Origin of the sequence: Streptomyces sp. NPDC001137, assembly GCF_040298885.1 — a bacterium.
GTDB lineage: Bacteria > Actinomycetota > Actinomycetes > Streptomycetales > Streptomycetaceae > Streptomyces.
Genome location: NZ_JBEPBA010000018.1, coordinates 69,073 through 83,684 on the forward strand (window position 1 = coordinate 69,073; position 14,612 = coordinate 83,684).

General features: G+C 70.5%; 13 protein-coding genes. 10 read left to right on the forward strand and 3 right to left on the reverse strand.

All coding sequences use genetic code 11. From position 1 onward, the window contains the following. Nucleotides 1–40: 40 nt before the first annotated feature. Entirely contained in the window at nt 41–1,444 is a 1,404-nt protein-coding gene (locus tag ABT254_RS30575) for a S1 family peptidase (protein ID WP_351476949.1), read from the reverse strand. 190 nt (nt 1,445–1,634) lie between these two features. Here ABT254_RS30575 and ABT254_RS30580 point away from each other — a divergent pair, with 190 nt between their 5' ends. From ABT254_RS30580 to ABT254_RS30600, 5 genes are all read left to right on the forward strand, one after another. Further along, the gene (locus tag ABT254_RS30580; RefSeq protein WP_351476951.1) at nt 1,635–2,048 is read left to right on the forward strand and encodes a PaaI family thioesterase; all 414 of its coding nucleotides are present in this window, start codon (nt 1,635–1,637) and stop codon (nt 2,046–2,048) included. Nucleotides 2,049–2,531: 483 nt separating this feature from the next. Beyond that, entirely contained in the window at nt 2,532–2,747 is a 216-nt protein-coding gene (locus tag ABT254_RS30585; protein WP_351476953.1) for a type A2 lantipeptide, read from the forward strand. Nucleotides 2,748–2,888: 141 nt separating this feature from the next. Further along, on the forward strand, nt 2,889–3,695 hold the full coding sequence (locus ABT254_RS30590; RefSeq protein ID WP_351476956.1) for an HlyD family efflux transporter periplasmic adaptor subunit: 807 nt from the start codon (nt 2,889–2,891) through the stop codon (nt 3,693–3,695). Then, nucleotides 3,692–5,914 carry an NHLP family bacteriocin export ABC transporter peptidase/permease/ATPase subunit gene (locus ABT254_RS30595; RefSeq protein WP_351476959.1) on the forward strand — a complete coding sequence of 741 codons (2,223 nt, stop codon included), beginning with the start codon at nt 3,692–3,694 and terminating at the stop codon, nt 5,912–5,914. Before ABT254_RS30590 ends, ABT254_RS30595 begins: the two co-directional genes overlap by 4 nt. 1 nt (nt 5,915) lies before the next feature. Further along, complete coding sequence (locus ABT254_RS30600) at nt 5,916–8,738, forward strand: NHLP bacteriocin export ABC transporter permease/ATPase subunit (protein ID WP_351476962.1); 2,823 nt, start codon at nt 5,916–5,918, stop codon at nt 8,736–8,738. A 4-nt stretch (nt 8,739–8,742) separates the two neighbouring features. Here the strand turns inward: ABT254_RS30600 and ABT254_RS30605 are convergent, their stop codons facing one another. After that, entirely contained in the window at nt 8,743–9,270 is a 528-nt protein-coding gene (locus ABT254_RS30605) for an SRPBCC family protein (protein ID WP_351476965.1), read from the reverse strand. A 149-nt stretch (nt 9,271–9,419) separates the two neighbouring features. On the opposite strand from ABT254_RS30605, the gene ABT254_RS30610 reads away from it, so the two are divergent. The 4 genes from ABT254_RS30610 (at nt 9,420) to ABT254_RS30625 (ending at nt 13,103) form a co-directional block, all read left to right on the forward strand. Continuing rightward, nucleotides 9,420–10,922 carry an MFS transporter gene (locus ABT254_RS30610; RefSeq protein ID WP_351476968.1) on the forward strand — a complete coding sequence of 501 codons (1,503 nt, stop codon included), beginning with the start codon at nt 9,420–9,422 and terminating at the stop codon, nt 10,920–10,922. A 98-nt stretch (nt 10,923–11,020) separates the two neighbouring features. Further along, nucleotides 11,021–11,515: a methyltransferase family protein gene (locus ABT254_RS30615; protein WP_351476971.1), complete on the forward strand. Its 495-nt coding sequence runs from the start codon at nt 11,021–11,023 to the stop codon at nt 11,513–11,515. A 39-nt stretch (nt 11,516–11,554) separates the two neighbouring features. Beyond that, on the forward strand, nt 11,555–12,562 hold the full coding sequence (locus ABT254_RS30620; RefSeq protein WP_351476974.1) for a Ppx/GppA family phosphatase: 1,008 nt from the start codon (nt 11,555–11,557) through the stop codon (nt 12,560–12,562). 163 nt (nt 12,563–12,725) lie between these two features. Continuing rightward, entirely contained in the window at nt 12,726–13,103 is a 378-nt protein-coding gene (locus ABT254_RS30625) for an STAS domain-containing protein (RefSeq protein ID WP_351476977.1), read from the forward strand. A 139-nt stretch (nt 13,104–13,242) separates the two neighbouring features. Here ABT254_RS30625 and ABT254_RS30630 read toward each other — a convergent pair whose 3' ends face one another. Beyond that, nucleotides 13,243–13,677, reverse strand: coding sequence for a protease inhibitor (locus ABT254_RS30630; protein ID WP_351476980.1), 435 nt, complete (start codon nt 13,675–13,677; stop codon nt 13,243–13,245). A gap of 324 nt (nt 13,678–14,001) precedes the next feature. Here ABT254_RS30630 and abmR point away from each other — a divergent pair, with 324 nt between their 5' ends. After that, nucleotides 14,002–14,577: an ATP-binding transcription factor AbmR gene (gene abmR / locus ABT254_RS30635; RefSeq protein WP_351476983.1), complete on the forward strand. Its 576-nt coding sequence runs from the start codon at nt 14,002–14,004 to the stop codon at nt 14,575–14,577. The last annotated feature ends 35 nt before the right edge of the window (nt 14,578–14,612 follow it).

Below are 14,612 nucleotides of genomic sequence, written 5' to 3' on the forward strand. Positions count from 1 at the left end.
CGCGCCGGGTGAATGCGCTCGATCAGTGAGCGGCACCCGATCACTGGGACCCGGTGAGCGACGACGAACCGTCGTCCGCGCCGGTGCCGCTCTGGTCCCCGACGCCGGCACCGGACTGGTCGCCGACGCCGTTCCCGGACTCGTCGCCGACCCCTGCTCCGTCACTGGCCGTCGCGGACGGATCGGCGGTTCCCGCCTGGTCGCCGCCGACCGCGTCGCCGCCGCCCGCCTGGTCGCCGGCCGAGGCGGACGGGTCGGCGGTGCCCGCCTGGTCACCCGCGCCCGCACCCGCGCCGCCGTCGCCCAGCGTCGCGCCCGTGGCCTGCAGGGCCGTGGTCACCGGCTGGAAGAACGTCTCGCCGCCGTTGGTGCAGTCGCCACTGCCGCCGGAGGTCATGCCGACCGCGCTGCCGTCCTGCGTGAACAGCGAGCCCCCGCTGTCGCCGGCCTCGGCGCACACGTTGGTCTGGATGAGACCGGTGACGGTGTCGACGCCGTTCGGGTCCGTCTCGCTCTGGAAGTTGACCGTGGCGTCGAGACCGGTGACCTGGCCGTCGTGCAGGCCGGTGGTGCTGCCCATCCGGAAGACCTGCTCGCCGACGGTGGCCTCCGCGGCCTGGGTGATCTGCACGGTCTGCCCGTCGCCGGTGTTGACCTCGCTCGGCGCCTGGGTGTTGGGGTCGTCGTACTTCACCAGCGAGAAGTCGCCGTCGCCGGGGAAGGTGGCCTGGTCGACGGTGGCGATGGGCTGCCCGGTCTCGGAGTCGGACCACTGCTTGGCGGCCACACCGCAGTGACCGGCGGTCAGGAAGGCCGGAGAGCCGTCGCTGGCCTTGACGTTGAAGCCGAGCGAGCAGCGCACGGTGCCGCCCTCCGCCTGGGCGAAGATGGCGTCGCCGCCCGACACCTTCGTCTTGAAGGCGCCGAGGGACTTCTTCACGGTGGCCATGTCGGCGCCGAGGCTCTTGACCGTCGACGTCAGTCTGTCCCACTTGGCGCCGGTGACCGTGGAGTCCGCCGTGACCGCCAGCTTGTTGGTCTTCGGGTCGATCGCCCAGGCAGTGCCCGGAATGGTCGCCTTGGCCTTCAGGGTCTGTGCGCCCGCCTTCAGCGCGGCGAGACTGTTCTTCACCTCGCGGACCTTCGCGCCCGCCTTCTCCGCCTGGACGACCACGTTGTTCTTCTCGCCGGATATGACGTTGACGACGAGCTGCTGTGTGCCGGAGTCGTAGTAGGAACCGGCGAAGGCGTCACCGAGCAGGTTCTGGAGCTGCGAGGCGAGATTCGATGCGTCGGTCGCCTTCAGGACCCTGGGGGCGGCATCCGTCGACGACCCGTCCTGCGAGGCGTTGGCGTGCGGCAGCAGGATGGCGGCTGCGCCGAGCGCCGCGACGCTGCCCGCCGCGATCGCGGCCTTGCGCTTCGGAATTCGCTTGTGACTCAAACTTCTCGACCTCCTGGGGGGACCGGAGTCTGTGCCGCCGTACGGCAGCTGTTCTGTTCGGGCGCCTGGATGGCTGTTGGTACGCACGGGTCGCACGATGCGTTCAATTCCGTTTGCCAACTCGGTTTGCGCAATGGCGAATCGGCCATGACTCGCGTCTGACGAACCGACACGGGGAACAATCACCCATATGACGATGACCACCGCCGAAGCCGACAAGATCCTCTCCGCCAACTTCGCCCCTTGGGTCCTCGACCTTGGCCTGACGGTCGAGTCCCTGGCCGACGACCGGGCGACGCTACGACTTCCCTGGTCGGAGCGGCTGGCCCGGGAGGGGGGCGGGCTGTCGGGGCAGGCGCTGATGGCGGCCGCCGACACGGCCACCGTGATCGCCGTGTCGGCTGCCCGCGGGGCCTTCGGACCGATGACGACGGTCCAGCAGTCGACGTCGTTCCAGCGCGCGGTGACGGGTTCGGATGTCCTGATCGAAGCGGTGCTCACCAAATTGGGACGCCGTATGGCATTCGCGGACATCACGATGACCGCCGAGGCATCGGGTGAACTCGCGGCGCGCGCGAGCACGGTCTACGCCCTTCTCGGCTGAGCATTTCTCGGGCCGGTTCCTGACTGACACGGTCCGCAGTCAATCGACGACGGTCTGTTCAGAACATTGGTCTGAATCACAGCTTCAGGGAATCTGCACATCCAATTCCCAACCGAGTCACCGGGTGCAGGGGATCTGCACACACCGACGGCGTCCGCCACGCCATTGGGACGGGAGTGTCGGATTCGTCGTGGGGTCGGCAAGGCCCCGGGCGAACCGATGCCGTGACGCATGTGAAGAACTCGCCATCGAGCGGTGCGCAAGCCTGCACGGATGGGTGCCCCTGCGGCTCAAGTTGCCTGGTGAGGCCATTGGTTGATTGGAAGCGCGTGCCCGCTGCGTGCTTTGATCCATCGCACCGCAGGGGCCGCGAAGGGTCACCGGAAACGGAAGCCCGGCGCCTGCGGTCGCGGCCGTCGCTCTGTCCCCCAGAGGGGTGCCGCTCCCCCCTTGTGAAATATCCATACGAAGGGAAGTTCCATCATGAACTCCACCCCCCGTGTTGAGACCGTTGAGATCTCGGACGCCGAGCTCGACGCTGTTTCCGGCGGCCTGTCGATCAACGCTGTCAACTCCGTCACCGGTGCGCTGGACGGCATTGCTCCCGTTTCCGGCACGGTCGACACGGTCGTCGGCACCGTCGAGGGTGTGACCGGCCTGAACACCGCTCCGGTCACCAGCCTGGTCGCCGGTCTCTGATCGCGCCTTTTGTGATCGTCGAGTCCCGGAGTCGTATTGCGGCTCCGGGGCCTTCGGTTGCCGTAAAAGCCTCACACGGGCTCTTGAACCAGCCGGCTCCCGCGAGCCGGTCCTCTCTCGTTTTCAGGTGAGGGAAATTCCGTGCAGTTCCGCCAGCAGGCCCTCGCCAAGCTCCAGTCGCCGGAGGAGCTCGATCTTCCGGTGCGTTTCGCCCGCCCTCAGGGCTGGCTCGTCCTGTCGGTGACGGTGGTCGCGATGGCGGCCGCCTCCGTGTGGGCGGTGACCGGCACGGTCACGTCCACGGTCGGCGCGCCCGCCATCCTCACGCATGGTGAGGGCAGCTACATCCTGCAGAGCCCGGTCGCGGGCCAGGTCACGGCGGTGCTCGCCAAGCAGGGCGAGCGGCTGCCGGCCGGCTCCCCGGTCCTGAAGGTGCGTACGGCCCAGGGCGACAGCGTCGTGCGCACCGTCGCCGCGGGCCGGATCACCGGGCTCGCCGCGACCATCGGGCAGATCATCCAGACCGGCGCGAACGTCGCCGCCGTGGAGAAGGTCGCGCACGCCGCCGATCCGCTGTACGCCACGGTGTACGTGCCCGCCGAGAACGCGGCCTCCATCCCCGTGGACGCCGCCGTGGACCTGACGGTCTCGTCGGTGCCGACCCAGACGTACGGCGTGCTGCGCGGTCATGTGAAGTCGGTGGACCGCTCGGCGCAGTCCGCCCAGCAGATCTCCGCGTTCCTCGGGGACAGCCAGCTGGGCGAGCAGTTCACCAAGAAGGGCCGCCCGGTCGCCGTACTGGTGAGGCTCGACAAGTCGTCGAGCACCAAGAGCGGCTACAAGTGGTCGTCCGCGGACGGCCCGCCCTTCGCCCTCACCTCCATGACCCTGGCCTCGGCCTCGATCCGGCTGGCCGATCAGCGTCCCGTCGATTGGCTGCTGCCGTGAGCACCGCACAGGAAACGCGGAGCAGGCGCCGTGCCGCTCCGCCCAAGCGCCCGGTCCCCAAGGGGAAGGCGAAGACCGTCCGTACGCCGACCGTCCTCCAGATGGAGGCCGTGGAGTGCGGCGCCGCCTCCCTCGCGATGGTGCTCGGCCACTACGGCAAGCACGTCCCGCTCGAAGAACTGCGCATCGCCTGCGGTGTCTCCCGTGACGGCTCGCGCGCCAGCAACCTGCTCAAGGCGGCCCGCAGCTACGGCCTGACGGCCAAGGGCATGCAGATGGACACGGCCGCCCTCGCCGAGGTGAAAACGCCGGCCGTCCTGTTCTGGGAGTTCAACCACTACGTCGTCTACGACGGCATGGGGCGCCGCTTCGGCCGTCGCGGCGTCTACATCAACGACCCCGGCAAGGGCCGCCGTTTCGTGCCGATGGAGGACTTCGACGGCAGCTTCACCGGCGTCGTGCTGGTGATGGAGCCCGGCGAGGGCTTCAGCAAGGGCGGCCGCAAGCCCGGCATCCTGGGCGCGATGCCCGCCCGGCTGCGCGGCACCGCGGGCACCATGCCCGCCGCGGTGCTGGCGAGCCTGCTGCTGGTCGCGGTCGGCGCGGCGGTGCCCGCGCTCAGCCGGACGTACATCGACGAGTTCCTGATCGGCGGCAAGACCTCGCTGCTGGGTGTGCTGTTCGCGTCGATGGGCGCGTCCGTGCTGCTCACGGTGGTGCTGACGTGGCTGCAGCAGGCGAATCTGCTGCGCGGCCGTATCATCTCCTCCACCCTCTCCAGCGCCCGCTTCCTCAGGCATCTGCTGCGGCTGCCGGTGACCTTCTTCGCGCAGCGCAGCCCGGCCGACCTGGTGCAGCGGCTGCAGTCCAACGACCAGGTGGCCGAGACCCTGGCCCGCGACCTCGCGGCGGCGGGCGTGGACGCGGTGGTCGTGGTGCTCTACGCCGTCCTGCTCTACACGTACGACCCGCAGCTGACGTTCCTCGGCATCGGTGTGGCCCTGCTGAACATCGTCGCCATGCGGGTCGTGATCCGGCTGCGGGCCACCCGGACGGCGAAGCTGCGGGCCGACAGCGCCCGGCTCACCAACACCGCCTACACCGGGCTGCAACTGATCGAGACGATGAAGGCGACCGGCGGTGAGGACGGCTACTTCCGCAAGTGGGCCGGTCAGCACGCCACCACCCTGGAGGAGCAGCAGCGCCTCGGTGTGCCGAGCGCCTGGCTCGGGGTGGTCGCGCCGACGCTGGCCTCCCTGAACAGCGCGCTGATCCTGTGGATCGGCGGCATGCGGGCGGTCGAGGGCGGTATCTCGGTCGGTCTGCTGGTCGCCTTCCAGGCCCTGGTCACCCGCTTCACCGCGCCGATCACCCGCCTGAACGGCGTCGCGGGCCGCATCCAGGACTTCGCCGCCGACGTGGCCCGCCTGAAGGACGTCGAGAACTTCCAGGCCGACCCGCTCTACGGCCGCCCCGGCGCCGGCGACTCCACGCGCCGCCTGCACGGCCACGTAGAGCTGCAGAACATCAGCTTCGGCTACAACCCGCTCGACAAGCCCCTGCTCACCGGCTTCGACCTGACCGTCGGCCCCGGTCAGCAGGTGGCGCTGGTCGGCGGCTCGGGAAGCGGCAAATCGACGGTCTCCCGGCTGATCTCGGGCCTGTACACCCCCTGGGAGGGCGTGATCCGCATCGACGGTCAGCGCCTGGACGACATCCCGCGCGGCGCGCTCGCCGCCTCGGTCTCCTTCGTCGACCAGGAGGTCTTCCTCTTCGAGGGCACGGTCCGCGACAACGTGGCGCTGTGGGACCCGTCGATCCCGGACGACGCGGTCGTCGACGCGCTGCGCGACGCGGCGCTCTACGACGTCGTGACGCGACGGCCCGGCGGCATCCACAGCAAGGTCGAGCAGGACGGCCGCAACTTCTCCGGCGGCCAGCGTCAGCGCCTGGAGATCGCCCGGGCGCTGGTGCGCCGCCCCAGCATCCTGGTCCTCGACGAGGTCACCAGCGCCCTGGACGCGGAGACCGAGCAGGTCGTGATGGACAACCTGCGCAGGCGCGGCTGCGCCTGCGTGGTGATCGCGCACCGGCTCAGCACGGTGCGCGACAGCGACGAGATCGTCGTACTGCAGCACGGCACGATCGTGGAACGCGGTCGGCACGAGGACCTGGTGACGCGCGGCGGCGCGTACGCGGCGCTGGTCAGGGAGCGATGAGATGACGACCGCACACCACCAAGGCGACCTGGTTCTCGGCGCCCTCGGCTCCATGGGCAGCTACGTGGACTGCTCGGGCCTGACCCGGCTCGACCTGGAGGGTCCGCAGGTGCTGTGGCTGGTCGCGGCCGGCAGCCTCGACCTGTTCGCGGTGGACGCCGTGCAGCAGGGCCACTGGCACCACCTCGGCCGGCTGGAGGCGGGCTCGCTGATCCTGGGCCCGGTCCCCGGCCCCCAGCACACCCTGGTCGCCCGCCCCTTGCGCGACTGCGTGGTGCACCGCATCGGCCTGCGCGAGCTGTACCAGACGGCCGACACCCAGACCTGGTCCTACGACGAGTACGGCAACGCCCAGTACGTCCCGCCGACGACCAGCCCCCTCGAGTACGCCCTCGCCCTCGGCGTCGGCCGCAGCCTGTCCGTCCTCTTCCAGGCCCCGATGGCGACCGAGGGCTCGGCCGCCGAGGTGAACGACGACGACGTGTTCTGGATGCAGGTGCCGCCCGGCAGCGTCCAGTACGGCTCGCTCTACGGCGCCGAGGCCGCCGCCGACCTGCTGATGGACCCCGCGGTCTGGCAGAGCATGGTCGACCAGCAGTACCGCCTGCTCACCACGCTGGACCGCTGGATCGAGCAGCTGGAGCGCACCCACGAGACGCGTACGGCGGCCGGCATCAAGGCGGGCGAGGCGGTCCGCGCCCAGGCCGACCGCACCCTGCTGGCCTCCATCGGCAAGTCGTCCGGCAAGCGCACCACGGCCGCCGACGCGGACGCCTCGTACGCGGCCTGCAAGCTGGTGGCGGAGGCGGCCGGGATCACGCTTGCCGAACCCGCGCAGAGCGGCACCGAGAGCGAGCGCCTGGATCCGGTGGAGCTGGTCGCGATCGCCTCCCGCGTGCGCACCCGGGCCGTGCGCCTGGACGGCCGCTGGTGGCGGGACAACATCGGCCCGCTGGTGGGCCACCGGGCCCTGTCGGGGGCGCCGGTCGCGCTGCTGTGGCGGCGCGGCGGCTACGTGGCCGTACATCCGTCTACCGGGCGTGAGACGCCGATCGAGAAGGACAACGCGGAGGAGTTCGAGCCCCGCGCGGTGATGTTCTACCGCCCGCTGCCCGAACGGACGCTGAGCCCCCTGCGGCTGCTGCGGTTCAGCATGCGCGGCACCGGCGGCGACCTGACCAACCTGCTGCTGAGCGGTCTGGTGACGGTGGCGATCGGCGCGCTGGTGCCCGTCGCGACCGGCAAGGTGCTGGGCGAGTTCGTCCCGAAGGCGCAGACGGGACTGATCGCGCAGGTCTGTCTGGCCGTGATGCTCACCAGCATCGTCGCGGCGGCCTTCATGCTGCTGGAGAACCTCACCATCCTGCGCCTCGAGGGCCGCATCGAGGCCACGCTCCAGCCGGCCGTGTGGGACCGGCTGCTCAGGCTCCCGACGAAGTTCTTCACCGAGCGCTCGACCGGCGAGCTGGCCAGCGCGGCCATGGGCATCAGCTCCATCCGCCGCATGATGGCCGGGCTCGGGCCCGTCATCGCCCAGTCGGTGACCGTCGGCGCGATGAACCTGGGGCTGCTGTTCTGGTACAGCCCATCGATGGCGCTGGCGGCGATCGGCATGCTCGTCGTCATCGCGGCCGTGTTCCTCGGCCTCGGCCTGTGGCAGGTGCGCTGGCAGCGCAAGCTGGTGGTGCTCAGCAACAAGCTGAACAACCAGGCCTTCCAGACCCTGCGCGGTCTGCCGAAGCTGCGGGTGGCGGCAGCCGAGAACTACGCCTACGCGGCCTGGGCCTCGGAGTTCGCGCACAGCCGTGAACTGCAGCAGAAGGTCGGCCGCATCAAGAACCTCACCACCGTGATGGGCGCGGTCTATCTGCCGCTGTGCACCCTGCTGATGTTCATGCTGCTGGCAGGCCCGGCACGCGGGGTGATGTCGGCGGCCGCGTTCTTGACCTTCAACACCTCGGTGACGATGGTGCTGACCTCCGTCACCCAGCTGACCAGCGCGTTCGTCTCGACCGTGGCCGCGCTGCCGCTGTTCGAGGAGATCAAGCCGGTGCTGGAGGCGACGCCCGAGGTGCGCACGGCGAGCACCCGGCCGGGCCCGCTGTCCGGCGCGATCGAGGCCCGGCGGCTGTCCTTCCGTTACTCGGACGACGGTCCGCTGGTCCTGGACGACGTGTCGTTCGAGATACGCCCCGGCGAGTTCGTGGCGATCGTCGGCCCCAGCGGCTGCGGCAAGTCGACCCTGCTCAGGCTGCTGATCGGCTTCGACAAGCCGGTCTCCGGCAGTGTCCTGTACGACGGCCAGGACCTGGGTGCGCTCGACCAGTCGGCGGTGCGCCGGCAGTGCGGTGTGGTGCTGCAGCACGCGCAGCCGTTCACCGGTTCCATCCTGGACGTCATCTGCGGCACCGAGCCCTACACGCCGGAGGAGGCGATGGCGGCGGCCGAGATGGCGGGGCTCGCCGAGGACATCAAGCGGATGCCGATGGGACTGCACACGATCGTCCAGGGCAGCGGCGCCGTCTCCGGCGGCCAACGCCAGCGCCTGATGATCGCGCAGGCGTTGATCCGCCGGCCGCGGATCCTCTTCTTCGACGAGGCCACCAGCGCCCTCGACAACGAGACGCAGCGCACGGTGATCGAGTCGACCAAGGCGCTCAACGCCACCCGCGTCGTCATCGCGCACCGACTGTCGACGGTCCTGGACGCGGACCGTGTGATCGTGATGGAGGACGGCAAGGTCGCCCAGCAGGGACCGCCCGCCCAGCTGCTCGCGGACACGGGCGGGCGGCTGCACGAGCTGGTGCGGCGGCAGATGGCGTGAGGGGTCAGTCGAGGCCGGGCACAGGCGCCCCGGAGGGCACGCCGGCCTCGATGTACCCCTCGTAGAAGTCCTTCCACGGGGCGCCCGCCCCGGAGTGCGGCCCCTCGAACCGCTCCCCTCGTGCCTTCGCGTCGAGGGCGGCCAGGCACACCTCCCAGCCGGCGCCGTTGCGGGCGGCCGTGTCGGCGGACCGCAGAACGTTGGTGAGGGTGAAGCGGGTGCGTTTGTCGTCCAGCGCCTCCAGGTCGAAGCGCAGTTCGTCGCCGCCCCACTCGAACCACAGGCGGCGCGGCTCGTCGAGGGCGAGCACCCGGCCCGTGGACTCGGGCATGTTCGGATCGCCGCTGAAATTGATCGTGCCGCCGGGTCGCGGGTCGATCTCGGCGCGCGAGGGGAACCAGTCGGCGAGTTCCCCGGCGTCGGTCACGAACTGCCAGACGCGCTCGACGGGATGGTCGTAGGTACGGCTGAAGCGGACGGCCGGGCGGCCGTCGTCCAGGGTCAGATAGGTGCCGGTGAGTTCAGCGGCCATGGTGGATCAGTCCTTCTGGGCGGGGTTCCTCGTGAGACGGAGACCACTCCTAGCGAAACGTTGCCGTTTCGCTAGGAGTGGTCTAGGCTCCCGGTGTACGAAACAGTTTCGTTCTAGACCTCCGAACGACTTCCCTGGAGTGGTTCCCCATGTCTCAGAAGACCCTCACGGACAACGCCCCAAGAAAGGCAGTCGAGGCCGAGCCCGCCGCTTCGTCGAAGCGATGGTGGATCCTCGCGGTCGTCGCGGTCGCGCAGCTGATGGTGGTGCTGGACGCCACCATCGTGAACATCGCCCTGCCCTCGGCCCAGGCCGACCTCGGCTTCTCCGACGGCAACCGGCAGTGGATCGTCACCGCGTACGCCCTGTCGTTCGCCTCCCTGCTGCTGCTCGGCGGCCGTATCGCCGATCTCTTCGGCCGCAAGACCGCCTTCCTCATAGGTGTCGTCGGCTTCGCCGCCGTCTCCGCGCTCGGCGGTGCCGCGAACGGCTTCGGCATGCTGGTCACCGCGCGCGCCCTCCAGGGAGCCTTCGGCGCACTGCTCGCGCCGGCCGCGCTCTCCCTCCTCAACACGACCTTCACGGACGCCCGGGAGCGCGCCAGGGCGTTCAGCGTCTACGGCGCCATCGCCGGTGCCGGTGGCGCGGTGGGCCTGCTGCTCGGCGGTGTCCTGACCGACGCGTTCGACTGGCGCTGGACGCTGTATGTGAACGTCGCGATCGCCGTCGTCGCCTTCGTCGGCGGCTGGCTGCTGCTGACCAACCACCGGGACGCGGAGAACTCCAAGCTGGACGTGCCGGGCACGCTGCTGGTCGCCGCCGGCCTGTTCTCCCTGGTCTACGGCTTCTCCAACGCCGAGACGCACGACTGGGGTTCGGGGCTGACCTGGGGCTTCCTGATCGCGGGCGGTGTGCTGCTGGCGGCCTTCGCCTGGTGGCAGACCAAGGCCGCACACCCGCTGCTGCCGCTGCGCATCCTGCTGGACCGCAACCGGGCCGCGTCGTTCCTCGCGGTGCTGATCTCCGGCGGCGGCATGTTCGGCGTCTTCCTCTTCCTCACGTACTACCTGCAGCTGAACCTGGGCTTCAGCCCGACGAAGACCGGTGTGGCGTTCCTGCCGATGGTCGGTGCGCTGATGGTGGCGGCGCAGCTGGGCACCACGGTCCTGGTGCCGCGGATCGGGCCGAAGGTCGTCGTCCCGCTGGGCTTCGCGATCGCCGCGGTCGGCATGGCCTGGCTGACCGGGATCGGCGTCGGCTCCAGCTACGTCAGCGCGGTGCTGCCGCAGCTGATCGTGACCGGCGCGGGCCTCGGCCTGGTGATGCCGGCGGCCATGCAGCTGGCCACCGGCGGGGTGGCCGCCGAGGACGCGGGTGTCGCCTCGGCCACGGTCAACGCCATGCAGCAGGTGGGCGGTTCGATCGGTACGGCCCTGCTGAACACCCTTGCCGCGAGCGCCGCGACCGACTACCTGGCGGGCAAGGACGCGACCAGCAAGCTGGTGCAGGCCCAGGCGACGATCGAGAGCTACACCACCGCGTTCTGGTGGTCGGCGGGCCTGTTCGCCGCCGGCGCCGTGATCGCCTTCGTGCTCTTCCGCCGCGGGGTGCCGGAGCAGGACGCGAACGCCGCACCGGTCGTCCACATGTGATCGATCCGCTCCGGGCCGCACCGGCTCGAGCCGCACGGGTCCGAGGGGCCGCCGTCCGCAGGGAGACGGTGGCCCCTCCTCGCTGCCATGGTGGCCGTATGCGCAAAACGGCGGCGGCACTCGGGTCCACGCTCTTCCTCTTCCTCGCGCCCGGCACCGTGGTCGTCCTGCTGCCGTGGTGGCTGACCGGCTGGCGGGCGGGTGCCTGGTGGCCGCCTGTGCGCGTGCTCGGACTGCTCCCGCTGGCCGCGGGGGCGCTCGTCCTGCTGTCGGCCTACGTCCGCTTCGTGGTCGAGGGGTTGGGCACGCCGGCACCGGTCGCGCCGCCCGGGCACCTGGTGGTGGGCGGCCTGTACCGGTACGTGCGCAATCCGATGTACGTCGCGGTGGTCGGGGCGATCGGCGGTCAGGGCCTGCTGTTCGCCCGGCCGGTGCTGTTCGGTTACGGGGCTTGCGCGGGAGGGGCGATGTGGGCGTTCGCGACGTGGTACGAGCAGCCCGCGCTGACCCGCCGGTTCGGCGCCGAATACACCCGCTACCGGCGCGCGGTGCCGGGCTGGTTGCCTCGGACGACACCCTGGCGCGGTGAGTGACGGGCGTTGAGCCGACCGTAATTGGGTACCCACCGGCTCATGCGAATCAGCGTGGTGGATGTGGGATCGAACACGGTCAGACTGGTCGTGGCGGACGCCGAGGGCGGGGTGCCGCTGCCGGTCCACACCGCCAAGTGGCGCCTGAGGCTGTCCGAACACGTGAGGCCCGGGAGCGGCATTCCCGAGGAGGACATCGACCGGATCGCCGGAGCGGTCGCCGACGCGAGCCGGACCGCGGCCCGGTGGGGCGCCACCGCACCGCTTGCCTTCGCAACCGCCGTGGTGCGTGCCGCCCCCAACCGCCGGGAGGTGCTGCGCACCGTCCGGTCCCGGACCGGGGTCGGGTTGTGCACGCTGCCCGGCGAGGTCGAGGCCGAGCTGACCTTCCTCGGGGCGCGGCGCTGGATGGGCTGGCGGTCGGGGCCCCTGGCGTTGCTGGACATCGGCGGCGGTTCGCTCGAAGTGGCCTTCGGGCGCGGCCGTTTGCCCGACTTCGTGGCCTCGCTGCCGCTGGGCGCGGGACGGCTGACCCATGAGTTCCTCCAGGGGCAGGATCCGCCGCCGCAGGAGCAGCTGAGGGCGCTGCGCCGGAAGGTCCGGCACCAGCTGCGGGACGTCGCCGCGCGCATCCGGTGGGAGGGCCCGCGCACGGCGGTGGCCACCTCGCGCACCTTCCAGCAGCTGGGGCGGCTGTGCGGGGCGCCGCCCGGGCGCCACGGCCCGTTCGTGGAACGGCAGTTGAAGCGCTCGGACCTACGTCTCGCCGTCGGCCGGCTGGCCGCGCTGCCGGCCGCCGAACGCGCCCAGCTCCCCGGCATCTCCGCACCGCGCGCCGGGCAGAGCCTGGCCGGCGCGGTGATCGCGCACACCTCGATGAAGCTGACCGGACTCAGAGTGGTCACGATCTGCCCCTGGGCGATCCGTGAAGGCGTCCTGCTGCGGCAGATAGAGGACGGCACGTCCTGGTGGGCGAAGATCAACAGTCTCGACGAGGCGTCCCCGTCCCCCGATCCGGTGCCCCTGCGCATCGCGGCCCCGACCCCCTGAACCAAGACCCTTCAGTCGTTGCGTGCGCAAAATGTCAAGCACACCCACCGCAATTCACCAGATCGAGTGAGGCTGATCTTGCGCTCGGCGTGTCGGGGATGCTCCCCCGCCGGTCGGGGTAACTACCGAGACCGAATGCGCCTTTTGCCCAGGTGGAGCGGACATGACACCGCATGCCGACGACCGCACTTCCGAACCGCCCGCGCCGAACCCCCATGCCCGCACCCGGGCGGGCAGCCGGTTCACCGTGGTCATGGTCGCGGGTGAGATCGATCTGGCGACCGCGGAGTACCTCCGGGAACACCTGGACGCGGCGACCGCGCGACCGGTCCCGGATGTACTGGTCGACCTGCGGGAGGTCGAGTTCTTCGACTGCTCGGGCCTGCGGGTGCTGTGCCGGGCCGAGTCGCGGGCCCGGGAGCGCGGCGGCCGGCTGCGCATCGTCTCCGACGCACCCGGCATCCACCGGCTGCTGAGCGGTGCGGGACTGCTGGGACGTTTTCCGCCCCTCCCCGCGATCCCCGGGGAGGGGCGGAACTGATGCCAGGAGTCGGCGGGCGGCCCCACTCCGCCCGGCCGACCCCTGGTGCGAGATCGACGGGTACCCCGCGACAAGGGACTCGCACTCCCCACTGGCGGGCCTCTTCAGGTGTGCGCGAGGACTCCGCGATCCCGGTCTCTCAGAACGCGAAGACGCTGGTCCCGTAGGAGTTCTTCACGCACTCGTTGCCGAAGGTCCGTTCGTAGGAGACCCGCTTGCCCTGCCAGACGCCGTCGACCGTGACGACGACCGGGTCGTACTGCTTGGTGCACATCGCGTCGCCTCGCGCCGTCAGGGCGTCGAAGTCACCCGCGGCACCGCGCAGTTCGGCGCAGGCGAGCGCCGGGGCGGGGTGGGTGCCGGAGGGCGTGGGGGCGCAGCTCAGGGTGACGGCGCGCATCGGGGTCGCGACGGCCGCGCTGTCGCCGTGGCCCATGGTGAGCACCAGGGCCGAGGGGGCGTAGAGCGAGGCGGGAGCGGCGGCCGGAGTGGCGGTCGCGGCCCCGGTCAGGGGTCCGCAGACGGCGGTGGCCGTGAGGGCGAGGGTGGCTGCCCAGCGCGCGGTGTTCCGCATTGTGTGCATCCTTCCGCAGGATTCGAGGGTGGGCCGGCCCGTTCCGGGTTGGTGTCGGACCGGCGAGCGCGAGTCTGCCGAGTCCGCCGCGGAAACACACCTCGACCCCACGCGTTTCAGTAACCTTGCGTGTTGAATCAGTGGCGCGAAGTCACGGAATCCGATCTCCTGAACCCCGAAACTGAGCGGTTCTTGATCGCCCGAAGCAGCCAAGTGGCTGATTTCCCACGCTTCGTTAATAGGCCTGAAACATTCCGGTTGAGCTGTCGGCGGACTCCCCGGCGCCCCCTTGCGTTCATGACGACGTCGAGTAATGGTCATTACATGATTACGACAGAGCAACGAGAGAAGCTGCGCGGCTGGTTCGCGGGCCGTCTGCCCGAGGACCTCTTCGAAGGGCTCGCCGAGCTCACGGTCGACCGCGAGGAGATCACCGTGATCGGCCGCATCCCCGCGCCCCGGCTCGCCGAGGGCGCCTCGGAGGCCGAACGGGAGGCCGCCGTCCAGGGCAGGATCCAGGAGTTCCGGGAGCGCACCCGGGAGGCACGCATGGAGGTGGCCCGCGAGGCCGAGCACCGCTTCCGCCGGAAGGTCTCCTGGGGCGTGGAGTGCGGCGGCGAGCGCGCCCTGTTCACCCACATCGCCGCGCCCGTGATGACCCGGCTGCGCCAGCCGGAGCGCCAGGTCCTCGACACCCTGATCGCCGGCGGAGTCGCCCGCAGCCGCAGTGACGCCCTCGCCTGGTGTGTGCGCCTGGTCCAGCGGCACACCGACGACTGGCTCGCCGAGCTGCGAGAGTCCCTCGAACACGTGCAGCGGGTGCGGGCACAGGGCCCGGACACGGAACCGCAGGACGCCACCACGGACCAATCGACGGACACACCGACCGACGACGACTGATGGAGGTTTCGTACACTCACCACGCGAAAGATGGA